Origin of the sequence: Shewanella indica, assembly GCF_033842865.1 — a bacterium.
GTDB lineage: Bacteria > Pseudomonadota > Gammaproteobacteria > Enterobacterales > Shewanellaceae > Shewanella > Shewanella indica.
This window is the reverse complement of sequence record NZ_JAWXXR010000001.1, coordinates 1,653,797-1,676,098: the sequence shown is the minus strand read 5'-3', so window position 1 is coordinate 1,676,098 and position 22,302 is coordinate 1,653,797. Positions and strand designations below refer to the sequence as shown.

Sequence of the window (22,302 nt, the reverse complement as noted above, 5' to 3'; positions counted from 1 at the left end):
GGCGGAAGTTATGGCACGTTTCTTTATCGATCGCCCCATCTTCGCATGGGTGATCGCGATTATTATCATGCTGGCGGGTGTCCTGGCCATTAAGGCCCTGCCGGTTTCCCAGTACCCGGATATTGCGCCACCAACCATTGTGGTCGCTGCCAACTATCCAGGTGCGTCGGCCAAAACTGTTGAAGATTCTGTGACCCAGGTGATTGAACAGCGTATGACAGGTCTCGACCATCTGCGCTATATCAAGTCCACCAGTGACAGCTTCGGTAACGCCGAAATCACTCTGACCTTTAACGCCGAGGCGGATCCCGACATCGCCCAGGTTCAGGTACAGAACAAGCTGCAGGCCGCCATGGCTTTGCTGCCTCAAGAAGTAACGGCTCAAGGTGTAAGGGTTAACAAATCCAGCTCCGGCTTCCTGATGGTAGTCGCCTTTATTTCAGATGACGGCTCCATGACCAAGGCCGACCTCGCCGACTACGTGGGTTCCAACGTTCAGGATCCCATGAGTCGTGTACCCGGTGTGGGTGAAACCACCCTGTTCGGCGCCCAGTACTCAATGCGTATCTGGGTCGACCCACTGAAGCTGACTAACTACAACCTAACCACTCTGGATGTAATCGCTGCGATTAAAGAACAGAATGCTCAGGTTTCTGCCGGTCAGTTGGGTGGTGCCCCTGCGGTCCAAGGCCAGGAGTTGAATGCGACTATCTCGGCTCAGAGCCGTCTGCAAACGCCTGAGGAATTCCGCAACATTATCCTCAAGTCGAACCCCTCGGGAGCCAATGTCTATCTGAGTGATGTCGCCAAGGTTGAACTGGGTTCTGAGAGTTATTCCATCGAATCACTCTACAATGGACGCCCTGCCACAGGTCTGGCGATCAAGCTGGCCACTGGTGCCAACGCACTGGATACCGCCGAAGCCGTGCGCGCCAAGGTAGAAGAGATGCGTCCCTTCTTCCCGGCCAGCATGCAGGTGGTGTATCCCTATGACACGACACCCTTCGTAAAGAACTCCATCGAAGGTGTGGTTCATACTCTGCTGGAAGCCGTGGTACTGGTGTTCGTCATCATGTATCTGTTCCTGCAAAACTTCCGTGCCACCTTGATCCCAACGATTGCGGTACCGGTAGTATTGCTGGGTACCTTCGCCATCCTGTCATTCACCGGATTTTCGATTAACACCCTGACCATGTTCGCCATGGTACTGGCCATCGGCCTCTTGGTGGATGATGCCATCGTGGTGGTGGAAAACGTTGAGCGGGTGATGTCCGAAGAGGGGCTCAGCCCCAAGGAAGCAACCAAGAAATCCATGGGCCAGATCACCGGTGCACTGGTAGGTATCGGTCTGACACTGTCAGCAGTGTTTGTACCTATGGCCTTCATGTCCGGCTCTACCGGGGTTATTTACCGTCAGTTCTCCATCACTATCGTATCGGCGATGGCCTTGTCGGTATTGGTGGCCATCATTCTGACTCCGGCACTTTGTGCCACTATGCTTAAGCCACTGAAGAAGGGGCATACCCATGCCGAAACCGGCTTCTTCGGCTGGTTTAACCGTAACTTCGATCGCATGACTGGCAAGTACGAAAGTACTGTTGCTAGCATCATCAAACGTTCAGTACGTATGAGCGCCGTCTATCTGGCACTGGTTGTGGCCGTAGGCTGGATCTTTATCCGCATGCCAACCGCCTTCTTGCCGGACGAAGATCAGGGCATGCTGTTTACCCAGACCATACTGCCAACCAACGCCACTCAAGAAAGTACCATGAAGGTACTGGAAAAGGTCTCGGATCAATTCCTGGCAGACGAAAACGTCAAATCGGTTCTGAGTGTGGCGGGCTTCAGTTTCGCCGGTCAGGGGCAGAACATGGGTATCGCCTTCGTCGGGCTGAAAGACTGGTCTGAACGTACGGCTCCAGGCAGTGATGTTCAGGCGGTTGCCGGCCGCGCCATGGCGGTGTTCAGCCAGATGAAAGAAGCCTTCGTGTTTGCCTTCGTACCACCTGCAGTAATTGAGCTGGGTACGGCCAACGGTTTTGACCTCTTCCTGCAGGACAAGAATGGTCAAGGACACGAAAAACTGGTTCAGGCCCGTAACCAACTGCTGGGCATGGCGGCTCAAAATCCCAACCTGGTGGGTGTACGCCCCAATGGTCAGGAAGATGCGCCCATGTATCAGCTGCATATAGATCATGCCAAGCTGCGGGCACTGAGTGTCAACATAGGTGATGTCAACAACGTGCTTTCTGCCGCTTGGGGTGGCTCCTATGTCAACGACTTCATCGACCGTGGTAGGGTGAAGAAGGTTTATGTTCAGGCCGATGCCAAATACCGGATGCAACCTGAAGATCTGGACTCCTGGTATGTGCGTAACACCCAGGGAGACATGGTGCCCTTCTCAGCCTTTGCCACCGGCAGCTGGGAGTATGGTTCACCGCGTCTGGAACGCTTTAACGGTCTACCGGCAATGAACATCCAGGGGGCAACGGTTCCGGGCTTCAGTACCGGTGAAGCGATGAACATCATGGAAGACATGGTTAACCAGCTTCCACCAGGCTTTGGTATCGAATGGAACGGCCTCTCCTACGAGGAACGTCTGTCAGGCAACCAGGCGCCTGCACTCTACGCGCTGTCTATCCTGGTGGTATTCCTGGTATTGGCGGCTCTGTATGAAAGCTGGTCCGTGCCTTTCGCGGTAATTCTGGTGGTGCCTCTGGGTATTATCGGTGCCCTAATCGCCATGAATGGCCGTGGCCTGCCAAACGACGTGTTCTTCCAGGTGGGTCTGTTGACCACTGTGGGTCTGGCGACCAAGAACGCCATTCTGATCGTGGAGTTCGCCAAAGAATACTATGAGCAGGGCTCCAAACTTGTCGATGCCACCCTGCACGCAGTGCGGGTACGTTTGCGGCCAATTCTGATGACCTCGCTGGCATTCGGTCTCGGGGTTGTACCTCTGGCCGTCAGTACAGGTGTGGGTTCAGGCAGTCAGAATGCCATAGGTACCGGGGTACTGGGTGGTATGATCAGCTCAACCTTCCTGGGTATCTTCTTTATCCCACTCTTCTTCGTGGTGGTAGAGCGCATGTTCAGTAAGCGTGAGCGTGAAGAGCGCAAACTGCGAAAACAGGCCAAATAATTCGCCTGTCGCCTCAAAGCCCGGCTGATATGCCGGGCTTTTTGTTGCCTGTTGCAAACCACTTCTATATGGAGCTTCAAAGACTTAACACCTGTTAGGTTCGCATCCGGCCTTAGGACTTGTCATTCCGCCCAAAATGTAAAATTGGTGGGCAACAAAGGGTTAAAGAAGCTGGTCAAGCGCGCCAATAAAGCTTAGGATCTGCACAGAAAACAGCACTTTTTGGAGTAATTCACCTTATGGGTATCAGAGCCATAGTCGTCGACACCGCCGGCACTACGACAGATCTTAACTTTATTCAGGATGTGCTTTTCCCCTATTCGGCCGAGGCATTGCCGGAGTTTTTAGAACGTTATCAAGATAATATTCTGGTAGAAAACTGTATCAGCGACACCAAAGAGATGGCATTGGAACCTGATGCCGATCTGCCGCGAGTAATAGAAATACTCCAACAATGGGTTGCCGAAGATCGCAAAGCCACTCCGTTGAAGACACTGCAGGGTCTGATCTGGAAACAGGGCTATGCCAAGAACGAGTTCACCGGTCACATCTATCCTGACTTCATTGAAGCCATCAAGGAATACAAGGCTCAGGGACTCAGAGTATACAGCTTCTCTTCCGGCTCAGTGGAAGCCCAGAAGCTACTATTCAGCCACAGTGATGGCGGCGATCTGACCGAACTGTTCAACGGTCATTTTGATACCCGCACCGGCGGCAAACTCGACAAGCAAGCCTACTGCAACATTATTAACACCATAAGTCTGAGCCCGAAGCAGATACTGTTTGTCTCGGACATGTTGGACGAACTCAAGGCCGCTGCCGCTGCCGGGCTGATCACCTGTCAGATGGTACGTGAAGCCGGGCAACGCACAGGTGATTTCCGGCAGGTAAAGAGCTTCGCCGAGCTAAAAATTGACTGATAACCGCCTAAGTTAACTGATGAATCAAGGGGAGCCAATGGCTCCCCTTATTGTTTACAACACCTATTCCTTATCCCGGAAAATCAACACCTGTACGGAATGTTGTTCCCCTCTTGAGACAGAGAGGCGCTGTTGTTATCCTGAGCCAACCAAAATAAAACGGTCGTTTAAATATGGAAGATTTTACTCAGCGTTACCCACAACACTCACAAATCCCGGTGGCCTGGGGCGAAATGGATGCCCTGCAACACGTCAACAATGTGGTCTATTTCCGCTACTTTGAGAGCGCCAGAATCGACTTCTTCAACCGCCATTTTCCCTTGGGTGAGATGTACAAACAGGGAATGGGGCCGGTAATAAGCGAAAACCAGGCCAGGTACAAGCGCCCGGTTACCTACCCGGATACCCTGCTGATAGGGGTCAAAATCAGCGATATAGGTGAAGACAGGTTTACCATGCATTACGAGGCGTACAGTAAGGCACAGCGAGCCATTACCACTACAGGTAGCTCTGTCGCCGTCATGTACGATTTCAAGAAAGGCACCAAGGCCAAATTACCGCAGGAATTGCTGGCAGTTCTCAAGGAATACCAAGAATAAAGTTGGTGTTCGAGCGAGTCTCTATTACACTTTTTTCCTATTAATAAACACAATAATAAGAGAAAAGCCCCTCAATGAGACTCTTTCTGCTGCTCTTCATGACTTGCTTTATGTGCTTCCAGGTCAAATCTGCACCCGGAGCCACTTCTTCTCCTGAACAGCAACTGGCCTCGGCCAGCGCTATCTTGGTGGACATGAAAACCGGTGAAATCCTCTATGAGGACAACCCGCAGCAGGTACAACCCATCGCCTCCATCACCAAATTGATGACGGCGCTGGTGACGCTGGATGCCAAGTTACCGCTCAACGAGCGGATTGCCGTGGATGTCAGCCAAACCCAAGTCATGCAAAATGTGGTATCTCGTATCCGTATCGGCAGTGAGCTAAAACGCAAAGAAGCACTGGCGCTGGCATTGATGTCTTCGGAAAATCGAGCTGCCGCGACCCTGGCGCATCACTATCCCGGCGGCTATCCGGCCTTTATCCAGGCGATGAATGCCAAGGCGGAAGAGTTGGGGATGACAGACAGTCACTTTGTTGAACCAACGGGGCTGTCGGAACAAAATGTCTCCAGTGCCAGGGACTTAGTCAAACTGCTGCAAGAGACTAAAAAGTATCCCTTGATAGGCGAGCTGAGCTCGGCCCCCAATCGCAGCGTCACCTTTCGTAAACCCAGATATAACCTGGCGTTTTACAACACTAATCGGCTGGTGAATAAACCAAACTGGCAAATTTCGCTTTCCAAGACGGGTTATACCGATGACGCCGGCCGCTGTCTGGTGATGCTGACCCAAATGGCCAAGCGGGAAGTCGCCTTTGTGGTGCTGGACGCCTTCGGCAAGCTAAGCCATCTGGCCGATGCCAACCGCTTAAAGAAGTGGCTGGAAACCGGCAAAATCAGTCAGGTTCCCCAAGAAGCTCTGGACTATAAACAACAAAAGCAAACAGAGCGTCAATCATTGCTCTCTGCCCGTTAATATTCAAAACCGCCGGTGACCCCGCGCAGATTTTTACTTTTGCGCGGTCGCCCCCATGTCGGTATTTGTTATCATCCCGCCACCTTTTAAAGGCCTTTGGCCTTAGCCGTTACTGAGTCAGGAAGATGCAGTCATTTAAAAAGCACACTCTTATCCCGCTGGATCCCCGGGATCCGCTCTCCATCAGCCAAGCACTGGCTCAATACCGGCAACAACTGCAGCAAAGCACTATTCTGCGTAAAGGGATGTTCGATATCGAATTTGTCGCCGAGACAGACAGCGGCAACCGCCGCCTGCAGATCGATGATCTGCAAGATTCAGGACTGCGCAGCCTGCTGCAGGAAGCCCTGAGCCTGGGCCCGGATGGCGAAGTATTCATGCTGCCGCCACTCATCAGTGACGAGTGTGACCTTTACCTCTCTGAACCTTTGCTGTTCGCCATTGCCATGCAACACCCGCACCTGACCCCCGAACTGCTGGCCACCGCCGAGGCCATGATAGACTTCGCCCGCAGGCACAATGATCTGCAGCGCATGTGGCTGGACGACAGCCGCATTTTCGGGGTCGAGGCCCTGTTTCTGCTGGCCCGGCGCACACCCGAACTGGCCTGGCTATTGGCACGCTTCCTGATCCCCGCCTGGGACAATGTCTACAGCAATGGCTATGAGCAATATATGGCACGGCTGCTCGAGCTCAATGGCTGGAGCCCGGATATGCTGCGGGCCTTTGTCTGGTGCGACAGTGACCATCTGCGCCAGGGCTTCTTCTACAGTGGCGAAACCGGCATTCAGAGTCATCAGCCTCTGGCCGACTTCCTCAAGCAAAATTCACAGCAATATCCTCTGTTCAAACAGCTGTTGAGCGAGCGTTTACTCAATAGCCCGAAACTGCTCGCCGCCGAAGACCGCCCACTCGGCAGAGTCGATGCCGTGCTGCATTTCTTTGTCAGCATGTACCCGATTGAGTTTGCCTGGTTTGAAGTTGAACAGAGCGAGGGGCTGGATACCCTGCTTGAAAGCCAGTTTATCTGCGCCAGCCTCGAAGAGGAGATAAGCGACCTGCGCGCCGCCATAGAGAGCCAGGCCAGTGGCGCGCTGGCCTGTTACAGATGCGGCATAACCGAGAGTGTTGAAACCGACGCAGATGAACAAGAAGGCAGCTATCAGGATGAGGACGATCAGCGGCCGGGCAGGCTGCTGCGTCTGTTAAAGCCATTGGTACTGGCGCAACCCCAAGGCGCGGCATTGTGGCAATATCTGCATGATGGCAGCCAACCCCAGGCGCTGGCGGCTCAGCAACCAATAGCATTAATTCCCGCCTGTAAGGCCAAAGCCCTGGGGCTCTATCACTATATAGTCGACTACTGCGTTACGGCAGAATCCAATCGACATATTGCCGAAGAGCTGAGCAGTATTCTCAGCGATAGCCGTTATGAACTGCTCTATGGTGATGAAGAAGATGTCGAAGCCTTTGCCGATATTTTGCCATCAAAGACTCTACCGCAAAGGCAACAGCAGTATTTACGCCTGCTGGATATCTGGTTCGCTTGGCTTGGTAAACCCGAGCTGGAAGAGATCCGCGAAAACCTGGTCGACGATGAAGGACTGCTCGATGATGTCCAATATCTGCAGCGCTACGGCAACCTCAGTGACACCAGTGAGCAGGCGCTGCTCGAGGCGCAACTGGCTAAACTGCTGCAGCAATGGAACGACAAGCGCCAGGTCTACAACCGCCCCTTGTTGAACAAGACCCTGGCCTTGTTCCGGCAACACCGCCAGCTTGCCACCCCGGATAACTGGCCACTGAGCCAAATGGAGCTCGGCCACTATGTGTTGCTGGCCTTCCTTTGGCAACAGGACTGTCTGGCCGGGTGCCATGACGCCACCAGCCGGGCGCTGAGCGAGAGATTAAACGCTAATAGCCCTTGGGAACTGCTTGCCGGGCAAGTGCTCAAGCAGGCCGCAGACGATGCCAAGCCGCTCAAGGCGTTTATCTGTCGGCCCGAGCCCTCTCTTTGTGAGCTTGAGGCGCTGCAACTGGCACAAGACCAGCTCTATCGAAGAGGGCGTGATGATGTTGGCCGCCAATTGACCCTGGAACCCATCAGTGACTTCCAGCCCAAATACCTATTGTTCGACAAACAAGACGGTTTTCGCCGCGGTGCCATGCTGTGCTATTTCCTGCTGGCCTCGCAGCAGGCTTTCACTCACTCCTCGGCTCAGCCAAATGAGCCGCAAGCCCCGGCTCTCATACTGGCCCGGCGCCTGTGGCAATGGCTGCTGGAACTAGCGCCACTCAAGCTCTTGCATTATGCCGCCATGCCTTACAGTGACGATAATTTCGACCCTGAGTTTGACTCTGATACCGAGCGCCTGGGCTTTGTCAGCAGCATGCAATCACTCGGCGTCAGTGAAGCCTTACTGACAGTGTTTGACTTCCAACTGTCGCTGAGCAGCGGCGATGGCGATAACACACTGCGCGCGCTAGCGCAGCTGAGCCCATTGGCCCAGGCCTCATCGAGCCAGGCAGATCCACTGCTGCAGGCACTGAGACGACTGCCGGATAGAGAGAAGCTCAATGCCTTCGAACTGCTCGAGCTGCAATTCCCAGGGCAAGGCTTTATCCAACACCCTGAGCTGCTGCGGGAGTTGTCACTCTGCCTCGAGTATTTTATTCGCGACAACCTCAAGAGTTGGCAGCGGGTACTGGCTCAAGACTTTGATGATCGCTGCCAGTTGCTGGAGCGGGGCATAACGCAGCCTGTGGTTGCCGCACCGCAACTTGTGGTTTGCGAGCAGGCCCAAGATGACAGATATAACTGGCTCAATGTCAGCCTGATTCGACGTCAGGGTGAAGAGTTGCAGGCATTATTGCTGACCCAAGCGATACCGCCGGAGGGCATGCCCCAAGGTGTTGCGGGCGAGGTGCTGCTGTTTGACGAGAGTGTCAGCGCCGAGGAGATCTTGGCTGCATTCAAGGGCCTATACTCGGTCGATGTCAGGGTCGCCTTGGTCAATGCTCGACTGCAAGCATACCTGAGTGGTGAACTGCCGCTGGCAGCCATGCAAGCCTGCCTGCAACGCCTGTTCGCCATTGATGAGCTGAGTATCTACTCATCCTTCGAGCGTTATGACCTCAAGCAGTGCCTGTGGCTGCTTCCCACCCCAACCCGGCAGCGACTGCTGCAGCTCCTGCTTGGCTACCAATTAGGGTTTGAACTGTTCGATAAGCAACTATTGCGGGCCTTTATGGCCGACAAGGTGCGCCGCGGCGACTGGCCAGCAACGCGATACATAGACAGGAGATACCAGGACAGCGATGAGCTGCAGGAAGCCGCGCTGAGCTGGCTGCTGCAAACCTTGGAGCCGCTGCGGCTTGAGCCGATGAAACTGCTGCGTTTTTGCCTAGGCAAGGGGGAATATGAGGCTCCCTGTGACTGGCTAGTCGCTCAACTGAGAAACGGCACGCTGAAGCCCCTTATTACTCAGTTGACTGTCAATGAGAAAATCGAGCTGATCGATTGCCTGGAAGGCGACTATCCCGACGCGGCCGAGTTGCTCTCGGCGCTAGCCAACGATGACTCCCGTCGGGTCAGAGATGCCATGGCAGAGCTTGCCTAACCGCCGCCGATTTGGGTAAGGCAAGGGGTTTGGCGGGCTACATAGGCTATGGACCACATAGACGCCTAGCAGCAGGGGCACGCCTTTTAGGCTGTCTATGCTGCCCGCTTCAGCGCACCAGCCAGTCCAGAAATTGCCATAGCAAGACATTCATCTCCTGAGTCTCGGCCTGGCGCAGTACATCAGGTGGCTGCACCCAAGGATGGGGCTGACTAAACTCGGCGGTACTGTGACTGATAAGCGCCTCTATCGCCTCGGCGTCAAATTCCAGATGGCACTGAAAGCCGTACACTCTGGCACCATATTCCACTATCTGCCTCGGACATACCTCACTGAATGCCAACACCTTGCTATCGGCCGTCAGCCCAGGCATATCATGGTGCCAATGCCCCAGAGTGACACTGTCGCCGAAGCTTTCCAGGCCTGGATGCACCCTGCCGGCCGCGGTTAAGGTCACGGGAAAGAAGCCTATCTCAACCTCTGGGCTGGGTTCGAAAGAAGCACCGAGCGCCTCGCCAATCAGCTGTGCTCCCAAACAGATACCCAACACAGCCACCTGCCCGGCAATGGCTCTGGCTATCAAGGCCTGTTCCGCCCGGGCATCAAAATAGTGGCACTCGGCAATGCCGGTTGCCGGTGACTGTGGGCCTCCGAGCACAACCAATAAACCTACGCCTTGGAGGCTCTGCGGCAAGGATTCACCAAGCCAGAGGCGGGTATAGCTGGCTTCATAGCCGCGCGCGCGACACCAGTTCGCCAAAACCCCCGGCCCTTCGAAAGACTCATGTTGAATAAAATGTACCTTCACCTGTCGCTCCCGCGTTTGTTGTTCAGTTGGCCGTCATGTTAGCCTTGACAGCAGACCGATAGATATCGACATAAAGACAGATAACATTGCCAAACCGCCAAGCTATTTCCCCAACAGATACCCTAGCTTCAGAAGCACGGTTCGATGCCAACGGGCTGATAGCGGCTTATCCCGACGCCCGGGTGCTCAGCAAAGTGCTGTGGATGCCCAGAGGGCATGTCGATAGCTGGCACAGCCACAACTGGCATCAGTTGGTGTTTCCGGCAAGCGGCCTGTTACAGACTCAGGTCAGGGATACCCGCTTTATACTGCCCCATAACGGCGCCCTGTTTATTCCGGCAACCCAGGAGCATGAGTCCAGAGTCCTGGTGGATACCCAGTTCATAGGTCTCTACCTGGATCCCGCATATAGCCAGGGCTTTCCCACTCAGGCCAAACCCTTGGCAGTATCTCCCTTTCTAAGGGAATTGCTGCTGCATCTGACACAAGCACCCAGCCCGCAAGCCTCAGACGCAAGGTTGAGGTTATTGGCGGTTCTCAAGGATGAGGTGATCCAGGCGGCGCCCTATCGTTTGGGGTTACTGCTGCCAAAAGACAAACGTCTGCTGCGGATTTTTGATGAACAAGTTGCCAGGCCGGCATTGGAAATGACTCTGGCCCAATGGGCCGAGCGGGTGGGCGCATCCGAGCGCACTCTTTCCCGGCTGTTTGCCCGGGAACTGGGTTGCAGCTATCCACTCTGGCGCCAGCACCTACGTTTGTTGAGTTCGCTGACGCAGTTGGAGCAAGGTGAAACAGTGCAACAGGTGGCATTTCAGGCGGGCTATCAGTCCGATTCTGCCTTTATCTGTGCCTTCAAAGGTCTCTTTGACCAGACACCTCACCAATACCGTAGCCAGAATAGGCCAACGTAGAAGACGCTGGCTTAATCTGTACTTGGAAAACGCCGACTCACTCCCGCAGCAAAGGCTGCAGACGCTGACGGATCTCATCAGGAATAGGTCGACTCTGCTCACAGCTGTAGTCGTAGTGCACCAGGGTGGTCTTGGCTTCGGCGGTCAGCAGCTCTCCCTGCCAACTCTGCTGCAATACTTCGAACGAGCTGTTGCCTATGCGGCTGACCGAGGTCAATACTCTGACTGTCTTACCGTAATAGGTGGGCGCCTTAAAGGCGATGGTGAATCCGGCCACTATCAGGTTCCAGTTGGTCAGATCCAGACCTGGGTTGAAGATTTCGAACACAGGCTCTCTGGCGGCTTCAAACCACACGGGCAGCACAGTGTTATTGATATGGCCCAGGCCATCGGTTTCATTGAATCTGGGTTGAATATCCAGGCTTAACGCTTCCATAGGGTATCCTATTGTTATTATTGTTGATTAAAACTCGCACTTGTCTTTGCCAGCCTTCAGCTTACCATTCATGGCACCTGGCTCAACCATCTTGCCGGTCGCCGTCATCCACTTGAGGTGTCCACGGGGGGTGTAAGCCAGTTCAGAGGCGAGTGAAAATGATGAGAACATCAGGAGAAACAAGCCTGTGAGCCAGCCCTGTTGGAATAGTCCTTCCATATACTGCTTCCTTGAGAAATGGCCTTGGCAACAAGGTCAATCTTGGGCGCCAATACTACAACAGCCAAGATTGAACCTGAAGGAATCAGGATATTAAAAAGGCTACCCAGGCAGCCTTCTTCGGACTTAACCGCCATACATGGCGTTAATTTCACGGGAATACTTGTGATAGATCATCTTACGTCTGAGCTTGAGGGTCGGGGTGATTAAACCCGCCTCCATAGAGAAGGCCTCAGGCAACAGGGTAAACTTTTTAATCTGCTCAAAACCCGCCAGTTCCTGTTGCAGGTGTTTGAGCCGTTCTTCAAAATGCTCCACCACATGGCTGTGACGTATCAACTCCAGCGGCGACTCATAACGGATCCCCTTCTGTCTGGCCCAAACCTCCAGAGCTTCAAAGGCAGGAACGATTAGTGCCGTCACATAGTTACGGGCATCGGCGACTACCGCCACCTGTTCGATGAAGGGGCAGCAACCTACTTTGCCTTCGACCCGCTGTGGCGCAATATACTTGCCATTGGAGGTCTTCATCAGCTCTTTGATCCTGTCGGTGATAAACAGATTACCCTGTTCATCCAGGTAACCGGCATCCCCAGTCTTGAGCCAACCATCCTCGAAGGCTTCGGCGGTGTCTTCGGGACGGTTAAAATAACCGCGCATCACGGTATCGCCGCGAACCAAAATCTCATTCTCGGCCCCGAGACGAATTTCCACTTCGGGCATACAGCGACCATTGGAACCTGTCACCCTATTGTCCAATGTATTACAGGTGACGGTTGCCGTGGTTTCTGTCATACCGTAACCACAAAGTACCGGCAGGTTAATGGCAGCAAAGAATGCACTCACTTTAGCATCCAAGGCGGCACCACCACAGGGCATCAACCGCAGACGACCGCCAAGAGCCGCTCTGAGCCGGCGATAAACCAACTTGTCAGCCAAATACCACTGCAATGACAATTTTTTACTGGGTTGAGCCCGGCCCTGCATCACTTCAAACTGGCGCTCGCCCACAGCCAGTGCCCAAGCAAACAACTTGCGATTGCCATTCCCGGCCCGGGTCACTTTATCCTGTACTGCGCTGTAAACCTTCTCCAGGAATCTGGGCACCACACACAAGGTGTGAGGACGCACGGCGGCAATGGCTTCCTTTACCCTATGAGTGTCAGCCAGGTAGACATTTCTGCCACCACGACTGAGTACATAGAAGGTCCAACCGCGCTCATAAACATGGCTCAGAGGCAGGAATACCAAGGAAACCTGATCCGCTTCAAAGGGGATCAATTGGAAATGTTGGCGCATAGCCGAAGCAAAGTTACGTTGATCCAGCATCACCCCCTTGGGATCGCCGGTGGTGCCTGAGGTGTAGATCAGAGTCAGCAGGTCATCCAGAGTGGCATTCTGTTCACGGACAGCCAACTCAGTGCGTGCTTCTTCGGATACAACTTGGTTCAGTAATACATCCAGATGATGATGATGCAGTTTTTCCAAAGTAACATGTTTGTCAAACACCACCACAAGTTCCAATGTCGGACACATTGCTTCTAACTGACAAGCCAGTCGATACTGTGCCTTATTGGCCACAAATAAAACTTTTGCGCCGGCATCATTGATGATATAGGCAGCTTGCTTCAGGGTGGAGGTAGGGTAAACCGGCACCACAACGCCACGGGCACGAACGACGCCGACATCGGCGCAAGTCCACTGCGGGCAGTTATGGGACAGGATCACGGCGCGATCCTGAACCTCAAAGCCATTGGCAATCAGGATTCCGGCAATAGCCGCACTGATGCGGTCAAATTCGTTCCAGCTGACCTTATCCCAAGGCGCAGCTATTTCGAAGCCTTCCAGGGCGATATCCTCTGCACGCGCTTCAAGCTGCTGACGCAAGAGATGGGTGATTCTGTACTGCTCTAGAGACATAACTCGGTTTACCTTTTTAGCTTACAGCTGTTCCGCTTTTTGCGATTCTACCCCAAGGCTCAAGTAAACATAAGAGCTTTTGCTCTAGTTTCGTACAGTATCACGCTTCCCCCATAGAGATCAGACCAGTTGTGGTATCAAGGTTCAACGACTCCTGTACGCCATAATCTGCGGCTACAACGATGAAACACTACTAGCGCCAATACCAGCATAATCAGGTCAAGGCTCAGCCAAACAACGCTGCCCGAACCTTGTTGTAACCCCCGTGCCAGGCCGGAACTCCAAGTAGAATTGACAATAAACAGCAGCATGACGCCAGCCAGATAGCCTTTCTGGTGGCTGATACTTCCCAGCGCCAGGAGCAGCGCCGAGCCCCAGAGAGCCGCCAGCAATTGGTGCACTCCAGCTAAGCCTTGGGTTTCGCCGACGAACCAATCCAACATCAGGATCAAGGTTAACATCAGCCCCAACAACGCCAGCAATCGGGTTTGACCGCGGGCAAATGCGGCCGTCAACCCAGCAAGTCCAGTATGCCCGGGCAGCAACAGCAATAACTCAGCCCCTCGCCAGCGTTGCAGCCGACTCCAGTGCACCAGGGAGCAGATGAGCATGGCTAACTGGCCAGCGATATAAATCACCGGCAATTGTTTATGCCAACCTAAATTAACAAGTATCAACAGCAGACTGCTGCCCGGCAGCAGGATCAGCAACCAGCTCAAGGTGGGGCCGATGAAAAAATTGACCGGATGCAGCCAGGCTTCCAACCTCAGCAGCGGCGGCCATATCCCCAGCCTTGGGCCTAAAACCCAACCCGCCTCCAGCCCATTGAGATAGATGCTACGCGCCTGTGGGTGCCAGCAAAGCAAGCGTAACTGTCTGGCGAGCATGACCAATAACACTGTCGTTGCCAACCACCAGCTCCAGGCGGGTAAAAGACGGGCAATGGACTCGCTGATTGGCAAGACCAAGAACAGCAGTACCGACCAGTAAAAACACTTGGGATAGCGCAAACATGCCAGTACAAACGCCAGCCCCAGACTCCAGGCAACACCTTGAATAGCCAAATTCGCAGGTGAAATCGCCAAACAAATAAGCTGAACCAGTATCGCCAGCACTGTGGCCTGCAGCAGTAGCGCCTTTTTAAAACCCGGCACCAATACCAGCCATTCACAGGCGGCCAGACGATTGGATTGCCAGGCAAAGGCGGCACATCCAGAAAGAATTGCCATTGCCTGGAACATCCCGGTCTTGTCGCTATCCCCACTCAACTGTATCACCAGGGCCAAAAACAAGCCCAGTCCGGCCGTTATCAGGAAGCTGACACTGCCGATATCTTTAAGCCATAAGGCAGGGAAAAAAGCCAGCCTCATGGATGCAGCTCCATAAACAGCTGCTCCAGATTCAGGCGGCGGGCATCTATCATGCCGGGCAAGGCCTGCCCCCGATAACCATCCACCACACAGCCGGCACGGGTTGTCGCCAACAGCCGCATGGATTCAGGCAACTGGATGTCACTGTCTGCAGCGAACTTCAGCAAACGCACCTCCTCCCTGAGCGCATCTATCTCCTTAAACAGCAGTAATTCCCCTGCTTTCAGCAACGCCAGATGACTGGCGACCCGTTCCAGATCTGAAGTGATATGTGATGAAAACAGTACGGCGGAACCTGATTCCAACGCCAGCTCGAACAGATCAGCCATAAAACGACGTCTGGCAACGGGATCCAGACTGGCCACAGGCTCATCCAACACCAGCAACTGAGGTCGATAGGCCATTGCCATAATGAGCGCCAGAGACTGACGTTGTCCCCCTGAAAGCCGTTGCACCTGAGCTTTGAGATCCAGACCGAAACGCTGCAACCATTGTTGCTGCAACTCCATGTCCCACTGAGGATAGAAACTGCTGTGCATGGCCAGCGCCCGCTCGACACTGAACCCCTCATAGCCGAAGGGCTGCTGCGGCACATAGCCCAAACGCTGCTTATGGCCTGAATCCAGCTGCTGCGGCGCCTGTCCCAGAGTCGTCACCAGGCCACTGTCACAGGGAATTATCCCAAGCGCAATACGCATCAGGGTCGATTTACCGGCGCCATTGGCACCAAGCAGCCCTACCACCATCCCTGGCTCCAACTGCAGATCTACCGCGGTTAACACAGATTTGCCGTCGAAGCTCTTGTCGACCTTAGTGAAACACAATAATGACCCGGCTGGCTGTTCCATACTTTTTCCCTGTTATTCCTTGGTTTGGGGCCAATATTTGACTACCAGCTGCTGCAGCCCCTGCTGCGACAACCCCAACTGTTGCGCCGTCACCAACAAGTCTTCAAGCTGCGGCGTTATTATGGCCTCGGCCGATAGACTCTGATGAGCCTGACGCAGGGCTACCCGGGTTGCCTGGCCGCGTCGCCGCTCCAGCCATCCCTGCTCCACCAACTGCTGCACCGCCCTGGAAACTGTCATGGGGTTTACAGCCAGATGCTCAGCCATCTGCCGCACCGAGGGCAATACGGTTTCCTCGGGCAGCTGACCGCCGACGATCAGATGAATAATCTGCTCGCTCAATTGGCGGTAGATGGGGTCGCCGCTGCTGGGGTTGACATTCAATAGTTCTAACATTAGCCTTGAAACACTGTATTAATACATTGATACAGTAGTTAAACTAACACAATCCGGCAGGAATGCCAAAAAGGGACACAAGCATGAAGCAAAGGAACTTTGGCCAACAATACTGGCCTGCCGTAACCAGCATGCTGTTGTTGGCACTGGGGCTCTGTTGGACGCCGCTGAGTCAGGCACAGACAGCTTCCGAAAGCACGGGCTGTTATATCGACGGTCTATCTGAGCGTCTGCGTTGCGGCACAATTCGAGTCGCGGAGGATCCGCAAAAACCCGATGGCCGCCAGTTGGCAATCCACTATGCCGTCTTGCCGGCCATCAAGAATACCGCCCCCGATGAAGCCGTATTGGCCATTTCAGGTGGGCCGGGACAGTCGGCCATCGAAAATGCCGCCACCTTCAACCTGATCTTAAGCAAAGTGCGTCAAAACCGGGACATATTGCTGATAGATCAGCGCGGCACCGGCCAGTCCAACGCCCTTGAATGTGCAGCGTTGGATTTGGAACAAACCCTGGCCTATAACGACGAAGCACTGGATGTCGAACAGGAAACCCGTAACTGCCTGAGCAAGTTGGATGCCGATATCAGCCAATACGGCAGCGAGCAAGCATTGCACGACTTCGAAGCGGTTCGCCGGCATCTGGGTTATCAGAAACTGCACCTTTATGGCATCTCCTACGGCAGCCGTATGGCCCAGCTCTATATGCGCCACTATCCAGAGGTACTCAAAACAGTGACCCTGGATGGCGTCGTACCTATGCAGCAGAGTGTGCTGGCCATAGGCGCCGCCATTGGCCGGGCCCAGGATCTGCTGCTGAGCGATTGTGAACAGGACGCTTTGTGCGCTCAAACCTACCCACAGTTGCGTCAGGAACTGAACCAACTGGCCGAGCGCCTGGGGCAACATGCGGTGATGAAGAAGGTGCCTCATCCGGTAACCGGCGATATCGCCATGCTGACCCTGACCCGTAGCAAGCTGCTCGGCAGCCTGAGAATGGCGCTCTACAGCCCCTCGGTCAGAGCCTTGCTGCCCTACGCCATCCACCGAGCGGCAATGGAGGAATACCAACCCCTGCTGGGGCTGATGGCTCTCAGTGTCGATAGCACAGGTATCGCCATGGGCATGCACGCCGCCGTGGTTTGCGGTGAAGATTGGCCCAGATTGACCGCCGCCGAGCGTCAACAGGCCGAGGCCAGCGTCATAGGCAAAGAGATGCTCAGCAGCCTGGACAGAAGCTGCCCTATCTGGAATGTCCCTGCCGCGGCGGCCACCTTTGCCGAGCCGATAACCAGCGATATCCCCACCCTGCTGCTTTCCGGAGCCAAGGACCCCGCCACGCCGCCATCCTGGGGCGAGCTGGCCATGGCCCAGTTGAGCAACGCCAGACACTTGATTTCCCCCTATGCCACCCATGGTGTCGCCGCCCAGTCCTGCGCCAATGAGCTGATCGCCGAGCTGGTCAAGGGCACGGCGCCGGACAAGTTGGACGGCGAGTGTCTTAACAAAGATGTGCGTCGCAGTTTCTATCTCAACGCCAGCACAGTGGAAGCCATTCCAGGAGGAACAAAATGATCAAGGTGACCAATCTGAGTAAGCGCATTGGCAAGGTTCAAGCCCTGGATGGCCTGAGTTTCAGCGCCGAAGATGGCATGATTACCGGCCTGCTCGGCCCCAATGGCGCAGGCAAGACTACCTGCCTGCGCACTGTGTTTGGCCTGTTGAAACCGGACGAAGGCATAGCCGAAGTCGACGGCATAGATGTCGGTCGCAATCCGCTGGCGGCCAAGCAGCAACTGGGGTTGTTTCCGGATCCCTTCGGCCTCTATGAACGCCTGAGTCCGAGGGAATATATTCGTTTCTTCGCCGAACTCAGCGGCATGCCGAGCAAGGCCGCCAAGCAGGCGACTGCCGATGTGCTCGGCAAACTCAAGATGGACGATATTGCCGACCGCCACTGCAAGGGCTTTTCCCAGGGGCAGCGGATGAAGACGGCACTGGCTCAGGCCATAGTGCATCAACCTACCAATATTATTCTCGACGAACCCACCCGCGGGCTGGATGTGATGAGCACCCGGGTTCTGCGGGAGCTGCTGTTGGATCTCAAACGCCAGGGCCACTGTGTGTTGTTCTCCAGCCATGTGATGCAGGAGGTCGCCGCCCTCTGTGACAAGGTGATAGTCATGACCCAGGGACGCGTGGTGGCCGTTGGCAGCCCGGCCGATCTATGCCGTCAAACCGGTAAGGAGTCATTGGAAGATGCCTTTATACAACTGATAGGCACGGATGAGGGGATAGCCGCATGATGAGTCGACTCTTGACACTGGTTCGCAAGGAACTGCTGGATGCCGCCCGCGACAAGCGTTCTGTAATGGCAGGTCTCTACTATGCCATAGGCACGCCGTTGATCATGTGCGGTCTGTTTGTGGTGCTGATTGGTCAGCTCTCCAGCCCGGATGATCTGCAAATTCGCATAGACAACGCCGAACAGGCGCCGGATCTGGTGCGCTATCTCGGCCAGAAGGGGATAAATCAGGACAGCGGCGAGCAGGCAGGCGCTCTGATACTGCAGATAAGCGAGCAATATCGGGCGCAGATGGCCAAAGGCGAAAGGGCCGAGGTGATCCTGATAGCCGACAACTCGGATGAAAAGCTGCAGAAATCGATTCGCCGTCTGGAGCGGGCGCTGCAGGGTTATTCCTCCGAAATGGGCAGCCTGCGCCTACTGGCCCGCGGTATAGATCCCAGGATAATGCAGCCGATTAAGGTGCAACTGCAGGATCAGGCCACGCCCGACTCCAAGGGCGGAATGATCCTCGGGATCGCCATTTTCACCATGATCTACTCGGTATTTATTTCCGGGATGAATCTGGCGATAGATACCAGTGCCGGCGAACGTGAACGCAACTCATTGGCGCTGCTGCTGAGTCACCCTGTCACCCCGAGGCAATTGGTGATCTCCAAACTGCTGGCGGTAACTGTGTTTGCCATGCTGGGCTTGATCCTGATTTTGCTGATCTCCAAGTTTGCCTATCCCATGGTGCCTTGGCAGGAGCTCGGCTTCAGCATCAGCATCAGCGCCGAGTTTATTGCCCTGATGCTGTTGATAGGCTTGCCGGTCGCCCTGCTGGCCGCCAGCATGCAGCTGTTTGTGTCCTTCCTGGCCAAGACCTTCAAGGAAGCCCAGTCCTATCTGACCATAGTACTGTTCGTGCCCTTGGCCCTGGCAATGACCGCCAGCTACGACATAGCGCCGGACACCTTGCAGTGGTTGCCGGTCTCGGGGCAGCAACAGGCACTGATGGCTTTTATCAAGGGTAAGGAGTTGCCGCTGCTGCAGCTATTGGTATCCAGCTTGCTGACGTTGGCCATCGCCGCCGCCCTGGTGCTGGGACTGGAACGCTCACTCAAGAGCGAAAAGGTGGTGTTCGGCCTCTGATTCCCTCCCAAGCCGCAAAAGAAAAGGCAAGCCGAGATTCAATATTGGCTTGCCTTTCGATTGCCGAACCCCCGAAACCCGTCCCCCGAAACCCAAGGGTATCGGCCGGGTAAAAACCGGGTTGGCTTATTTCGCCTTGGGACGAAACGGCTTGATCACTGTCTCGTCGCATTCGAGGAAGGGGCCTTCCATCAAATCGATACAGTAAGGAATCGCCGGGAATACCGCATCCAGGCACTCACGAATCGACTTGGGCTTACCCGGTAAGTTGACTATCAGGGTGTCGTCTCTCAACCCGGCGGTTTGCCGTGACAAAATCGCTGTCGGAACAAACTTGAGTGACTCGGCGCGCATCAGCTCGCCAAAGCCAGGCATCATACGATCGCACACGGCTTCGGTCGCCTCGGGCGTAACATCGCGCTTGGCCGGCCCTGTGCCCCCTGTGGTCACCACCAGACAACAGCCGTCTTCATCGGCCATCCGCTTGAGGGTGGCTTCAATCACCGCCCTCTCGTCCGGGATCACTTCATAAACACTTTCCCACTCACTGGTGAGATAAGCATTGAGAGTCTCTATGATCGCCTTGCCGGAAATGTCTTCATAGACTCCGGCGCTGGCACGGTCACTAACGGTTACTATCCCGATTTTGGCTTTGGCCATGCTGTTCCCCTTGGCAAAAATACTTGTGTTGCAGTGGCGCCTAACATACCACAATTAGGCTTTGCTGCCCCCATCAGCGGGAGCATTTTGTCGTCTCGGGGTCGGGAGTCTCAAGAGGCTTGGTTCTCAAGCGGTGCCAGGCGCTCAACGCCAGCAAATACAGGGTTGCCACCACAAACGCCAGCACAGTTCCCCAGACAATGCCGAGCAGCGGATAGAGCCAGCTCACCGCAATCACATAACACATGAGCGACCCCAGGCCTCTGGGATAATGCTTGATAATGGTTTGTGCCTGCGGCGCACCATAGGCCAGATGAATGATCAACAAAAACGGATAAAGCGTAATGGGGAAAGCGGCCAGAATACCGGCCTGAGCCGGCGTCAGCAGTTTGGCCGCCGCCGTGACCAACAGCACTATCATGGCGGCTGCCGCAGCCCTAAGCAGCAATACCAGTGGGCTGAGTCGAACGGGCTTGGCCACAGTGGCGTCCGGTATTTTGGCAAGCACCAAACCCACAAGCACAATCGCCAGCAGCAGCGCCAGGCTTCCGCCGAGGAGATTAAGATTCAACAGACTCAGAAGATAGCCACTGAGGCCAAAGGCCAGCAATCCCAGGCCTGACCCCAGCAGTGCCACTAACGGCAGTGGCCGCCCACCGCCGAGACGAATACCCAGGGCATAACCACAAATCAGCAGCAACGAAGCGATAAAACCGGACAAGGCCGCGGTAGCACTGGCGGCAGCAAAGGGTTCACCCAATTCAATGCCGATAAAAAACAGTGCGATAGCCGTACCAAGCGGATAGCCGGACAAAATACCCGCCACTCTGGGGCTGACCCGCTCAGCCACCAGCGACAGGCCCACCACGGCTATGATGGCGGTAGCTATTTTGGCGAGTAACAGGCTATCCATCTCCCTTCTCCCGACACTAGAGCAGGCGCCTGGCCTGCCAATACTTTTGCTTCCAGTAGCTGTTATCTAACGATGAGATCATCACCCCCTGACTGGTAGAGGCGTGCATAAACTCATTGTTGCCTATATAGATCCCCACATGGCGGCTACTCCAGCCAGTCTTGAAGAACAGAAGATCGCCCACCTTGAGCTGGCTTTTCTTGACCGCGAACCCCAGCTTGCGCTGTTCCTCCACTGTGCGCGGCAGCATGATGTCGCTCAATCGCCGGTAAGTCAGGCTGACAAAGCCCGAACAGTCGACACCTCGCTTGCTCATGCCTCCCAAACGATAGGGAACCCCATGCCATTCTCGCTGCATCGTCAGCAGCCGCTGCTGTGACAGGGGCACTTGCTCATATCGCTTGGCTTCGGACTCTGTGCCCACTTGGGGCTTAGCCACTGTAGCCGGAGCGGAAACAGGATCGGGACGACCGGAACAGCCACTCAGGGCGCCCAACAACAGGAATGTCGCCAATATCTGCCACAGCTGCATGCACTTTCCAACTCAGATGCCATTGAAGAACCCCTAATGTGCAATAAGCCGCCGCTATTTGCAAAATCTGTGGTTAACATTGAGTTTTCCTCGGCCAATAAAGCAGATATATCAACTGAGCTAAGATGTTTTCATTTAAACCGGCATGCCAAAGAATCACAGCGACCAGAGCTCTAGCCAAGCGGAAGAGCTTCCCTTCAGGAACTATACTCAGCAAGATCCCGTAAGGAGGTTGTTATGCCTAAATTCATCATTGAAAGAGACTTACCCGGAGCCGGAGGTTTATCCACGGCAGAGTTTCGTGAAATCTCACAAAAGTCCTGTGCCGTGTTGGAAGATATGGGGCCGAAGGTCCAGTGGGTAGAGAGCTTTGTGACCCCAGATAAGATCTACTGCGTTTACATAGCCCCCAATGAGACACTGGTGCGTGAACATGCGGAAAGGGGCGGTTTTCCTATCAATGCCGTCAATGAGGTGAAACGTTCAATCGACCCAACGACGGCGGAGTAACTCAAAAGGGACTTTGCTTATTCAAAGTCCCTTGTATCCTCAAGGACACCCCAACGTAGCCGAAATCCCCGCTGGCTTAT

20 protein-coding genes are annotated in these 22,302 nt (G+C 54.7%); 10 read left to right on the top strand and 10 right to left on the bottom strand.

Annotation, left to right across the window (positions count from 1 at the left end; genetic code table 11):
* Positions 1–10: 10 nt before the first annotated feature.
* From SIL79_RS07780 to SIL79_RS07760, 5 genes are all read left to right on the top strand, one after another.
* Complete coding sequence (locus SIL79_RS07780) at positions 11–3,142, top strand: efflux RND transporter permease subunit (RefSeq protein ID WP_039034589.1); 3,132 nt, start codon at positions 11–13, stop codon at positions 3,140–3,142.
* Between the two features lie 239 nt (positions 3,143–3,381).
* On the top strand, positions 3,382–4,062 hold the full coding sequence (gene mtnC, locus SIL79_RS07775) for an acireductone synthase (RefSeq protein ID WP_039034588.1): 681 nt from the start codon (positions 3,382–3,384) through the stop codon (positions 4,060–4,062).
* Between the two features lie 173 nt (positions 4,063–4,235).
* A complete protein-coding gene (locus SIL79_RS07770) occupies positions 4,236–4,661 on the top strand; it encodes an acyl-CoA thioesterase (protein WP_039034587.1) in 426 nt (141 codons plus the stop codon).
* A gap of 74 nt (positions 4,662–4,735) precedes the next feature.
* Entirely contained in the window at positions 4,736–5,638 is a 903-nt protein-coding gene (gene pbpG / locus SIL79_RS07765) for a D-alanyl-D-alanine endopeptidase (protein WP_082014298.1), read from the top strand.
* Positions 5,639–5,763: 125 nt separating this feature from the next.
* Positions 5,764–9,258, top strand: coding sequence for a hypothetical protein (locus tag SIL79_RS07760; RefSeq protein WP_319619113.1), 3,495 nt, complete (start codon positions 5,764–5,766; stop codon positions 9,256–9,258).
* 109 nt (positions 9,259–9,367) lie between these two features.
* Here the strand turns inward: SIL79_RS07760 and SIL79_RS07755 are convergent, their stop codons facing one another.
* Positions 9,368–10,066: a glutamine amidotransferase-related protein gene (locus tag SIL79_RS07755; RefSeq protein ID WP_039034585.1), complete on the bottom strand. Its 699-nt coding sequence runs from the start codon at positions 10,064–10,066 to the stop codon at positions 9,368–9,370.
* An 86-nt stretch (positions 10,067–10,152) separates the two neighbouring features.
* Here SIL79_RS07755 and SIL79_RS07750 point away from each other — a divergent pair, with 86 nt between their 5' ends.
* Complete coding sequence (locus SIL79_RS07750) at positions 10,153–10,980, top strand: AraC family transcriptional regulator (RefSeq protein ID WP_232786054.1); 828 nt, start codon at positions 10,153–10,155, stop codon at positions 10,978–10,980.
* 37 nt (positions 10,981–11,017) lie between these two features.
* Here the strand turns inward: SIL79_RS07750 and SIL79_RS07745 are convergent, their stop codons facing one another.
* The 6 genes from SIL79_RS07745 to SIL79_RS07720 all read right to left on the bottom strand — a co-directional run bounded on the left by SIL79_RS07745 (position 11,018) and on the right by SIL79_RS07720 (position 16,169).
* Positions 11,018–11,416, bottom strand: coding sequence for an acyl-CoA thioesterase (locus tag SIL79_RS07745; RefSeq protein WP_025009115.1), 399 nt, complete (start codon positions 11,414–11,416; stop codon positions 11,018–11,020).
* Between the two features lie 27 nt (positions 11,417–11,443).
* The gene (locus tag SIL79_RS07740; RefSeq protein WP_319619112.1) at positions 11,444–11,635 is read right to left on the bottom strand and encodes a hypothetical protein; all 192 of its coding nucleotides are present in this window, start codon (positions 11,633–11,635) and stop codon (positions 11,444–11,446) included.
* A gap of 126 nt (positions 11,636–11,761) precedes the next feature.
* Positions 11,762–13,555, bottom strand: a complete 1,794-nt coding sequence (locus tag SIL79_RS07735) for an AMP-dependent synthetase/ligase (protein WP_039034582.1) — start codon at positions 13,553–13,555, stop codon at positions 11,762–11,764.
* Positions 13,556–13,692: 137 nt separating this feature from the next.
* Positions 13,693–14,925: a hypothetical protein gene (locus tag SIL79_RS07730; RefSeq protein ID WP_039034581.1), complete on the bottom strand. Its 1,233-nt coding sequence runs from the start codon at positions 14,923–14,925 to the stop codon at positions 13,693–13,695.
* Positions 14,922–15,773, bottom strand: a complete 852-nt coding sequence (locus SIL79_RS07725; RefSeq protein ID WP_039034580.1) for an ABC transporter ATP-binding protein — start codon at positions 15,771–15,773, stop codon at positions 14,922–14,924. The genes SIL79_RS07730 and SIL79_RS07725 overlap by 4 nt, the downstream gene beginning before the upstream one ends.
* A gap of 12 nt (positions 15,774–15,785) precedes the next feature.
* Entirely contained in the window at positions 15,786–16,169 is a 384-nt protein-coding gene (locus SIL79_RS07720; protein ID WP_039034579.1) for a GntR family transcriptional regulator, read from the bottom strand.
* Positions 16,170–16,300: 131 nt separating this feature from the next.
* Here SIL79_RS07720 and SIL79_RS07715 point away from each other — a divergent pair, with 131 nt between their 5' ends.
* The 3 genes from SIL79_RS07715 to SIL79_RS07705 are packed head-to-tail and all read left to right on the top strand — an operon-like array spanning position 16,301 to position 19,607.
* A complete protein-coding gene (locus SIL79_RS07715; RefSeq protein ID WP_234501244.1) occupies positions 16,301–17,743 on the top strand; it encodes an alpha/beta hydrolase in 1,443 nt (480 codons plus the stop codon).
* The gene (locus SIL79_RS07710) at positions 17,740–18,474 is read left to right on the top strand and encodes an ABC transporter ATP-binding protein (protein WP_028780402.1); all 735 of its coding nucleotides are present in this window, start codon (positions 17,740–17,742) and stop codon (positions 18,472–18,474) included. Before SIL79_RS07715 ends, SIL79_RS07710 begins: the two co-directional genes overlap by 4 nt.
* Complete coding sequence (locus tag SIL79_RS07705) at positions 18,471–19,607, top strand: ABC transporter permease (RefSeq protein ID WP_371872533.1); 1,137 nt, start codon at positions 18,471–18,473, stop codon at positions 19,605–19,607. Before SIL79_RS07710 ends, SIL79_RS07705 begins: the two co-directional genes overlap by 4 nt.
* A gap of 126 nt (positions 19,608–19,733) precedes the next feature.
* Here the strand turns inward: SIL79_RS07705 and mog are convergent, their stop codons facing one another.
* The 3 genes from mog to SIL79_RS07690 form a co-directional block, all read right to left on the bottom strand.
* Positions 19,734–20,267, bottom strand: a complete 534-nt coding sequence (gene mog / locus SIL79_RS07700) for a molybdopterin adenylyltransferase (protein ID WP_025009110.1) — start codon at positions 20,265–20,267, stop codon at positions 19,734–19,736.
* 73 nt (positions 20,268–20,340) lie between these two features.
* The gene (locus SIL79_RS07695; protein ID WP_251767290.1) at positions 20,341–21,180 is read right to left on the bottom strand and encodes a hypothetical protein; all 840 of its coding nucleotides are present in this window, start codon (positions 21,178–21,180) and stop codon (positions 20,341–20,343) included.
* A 16-nt stretch (positions 21,181–21,196) separates the two neighbouring features.
* Complete coding sequence (locus SIL79_RS07690; protein ID WP_052248131.1) at positions 21,197–21,712, bottom strand: NlpC/P60 family protein; 516 nt, start codon at positions 21,710–21,712, stop codon at positions 21,197–21,199.
* Between the two features lie 237 nt (positions 21,713–21,949).
* Here SIL79_RS07690 and SIL79_RS07685 point away from each other — a divergent pair, with 237 nt between their 5' ends.
* Positions 21,950–22,222, top strand: a complete 273-nt coding sequence (locus tag SIL79_RS07685; RefSeq protein WP_071476313.1) for a DUF4242 domain-containing protein — start codon at positions 21,950–21,952, stop codon at positions 22,220–22,222.
* Positions 22,223–22,302: the final 80 nt, after the last annotated feature.

Excerpts from the sequence above, each read along its gene's own strand:
- SIL79_RS07780 (WP_039034589.1), top strand. The coding sequence starts at position 11 with ATGGCACGTTTCTTTATCGATCGCCCCATCTTCGCATGGGTGATCGCG.
- mtnC (WP_039034588.1), top strand. The coding sequence starts at position 3,382 with ATGGGTATCAGAGCCATAGTCGTCGACACCGCCGGCACTACGACAGAT.
- SIL79_RS07770 (WP_039034587.1), top strand. The coding sequence starts at position 4,236 with ATGGAAGATTTTACTCAGCGTTACCCACAACACTCACAAATCCCGGTG.
- pbpG (WP_082014298.1), top strand. The coding sequence starts at position 4,736 with ATGAGACTCTTTCTGCTGCTCTTCATGACTTGCTTTATGTGCTTCCAG.
- SIL79_RS07760 (WP_319619113.1), top strand. The coding sequence starts at position 5,764 with ATGCAGTCATTTAAAAAGCACACTCTTATCCCGCTGGATCCCCGGGAT.
- SIL79_RS07745 (WP_025009115.1), bottom strand. The coding sequence starts at position 11,416 with ATGGAAGCGTTAAGCCTGGATATTCAACCCAGATTCAATGAAACCGAT.
- SIL79_RS07740 (WP_319619112.1), bottom strand. The coding sequence starts at position 11,635 with ATGGAAGGACTATTCCAACAGGGCTGGCTCACAGGCTTGTTTCTCCTG.
- SIL79_RS07735 (WP_039034582.1), bottom strand. The coding sequence starts at position 13,555 with ATGTCTCTAGAGCAGTACAGAATCACCCATCTCTTGCGTCAGCAGCTT.
- SIL79_RS07730 (WP_039034581.1), bottom strand. The coding sequence starts at position 14,925 with ATGAGGCTGGCTTTTTTCCCTGCCTTATGGCTTAAAGATATCGGCAGT.
- SIL79_RS07725 (WP_039034580.1), bottom strand. The coding sequence starts at position 15,773 with ATGGAACAGCCAGCCGGGTCATTATTGTGTTTCACTAAGGTCGACAAG.
- SIL79_RS07720 (WP_039034579.1), bottom strand. The coding sequence starts at position 16,169 with ATGTTAGAACTATTGAATGTCAACCCCAGCAGCGGCGACCCCATCTAC.
- SIL79_RS07715 (WP_234501244.1), top strand. The coding sequence starts at position 16,301 with ATGCTGTTGTTGGCACTGGGGCTCTGTTGGACGCCGCTGAGTCAGGCA.
- SIL79_RS07710 (WP_028780402.1), top strand. The coding sequence starts at position 17,740 with ATGATCAAGGTGACCAATCTGAGTAAGCGCATTGGCAAGGTTCAAGCC.
- SIL79_RS07705 (WP_371872533.1), top strand. The coding sequence starts at position 18,471 with ATGATGAGTCGACTCTTGACACTGGTTCGCAAGGAACTGCTGGATGCC.
- mog (WP_025009110.1), bottom strand. The coding sequence starts at position 20,267 with ATGGCCAAAGCCAAAATCGGGATAGTAACCGTTAGTGACCGTGCCAGC.
- SIL79_RS07695 (WP_251767290.1), bottom strand. The coding sequence starts at position 21,180 with ATGGATAGCCTGTTACTCGCCAAAATAGCTACCGCCATCATAGCCGTG.
- SIL79_RS07690 (WP_052248131.1), bottom strand. The coding sequence starts at position 21,712 with ATGCAGCTGTGGCAGATATTGGCGACATTCCTGTTGTTGGGCGCCCTG.
- SIL79_RS07685 (WP_071476313.1), top strand. The coding sequence starts at position 21,950 with ATGCCTAAATTCATCATTGAAAGAGACTTACCCGGAGCCGGAGGTTTA.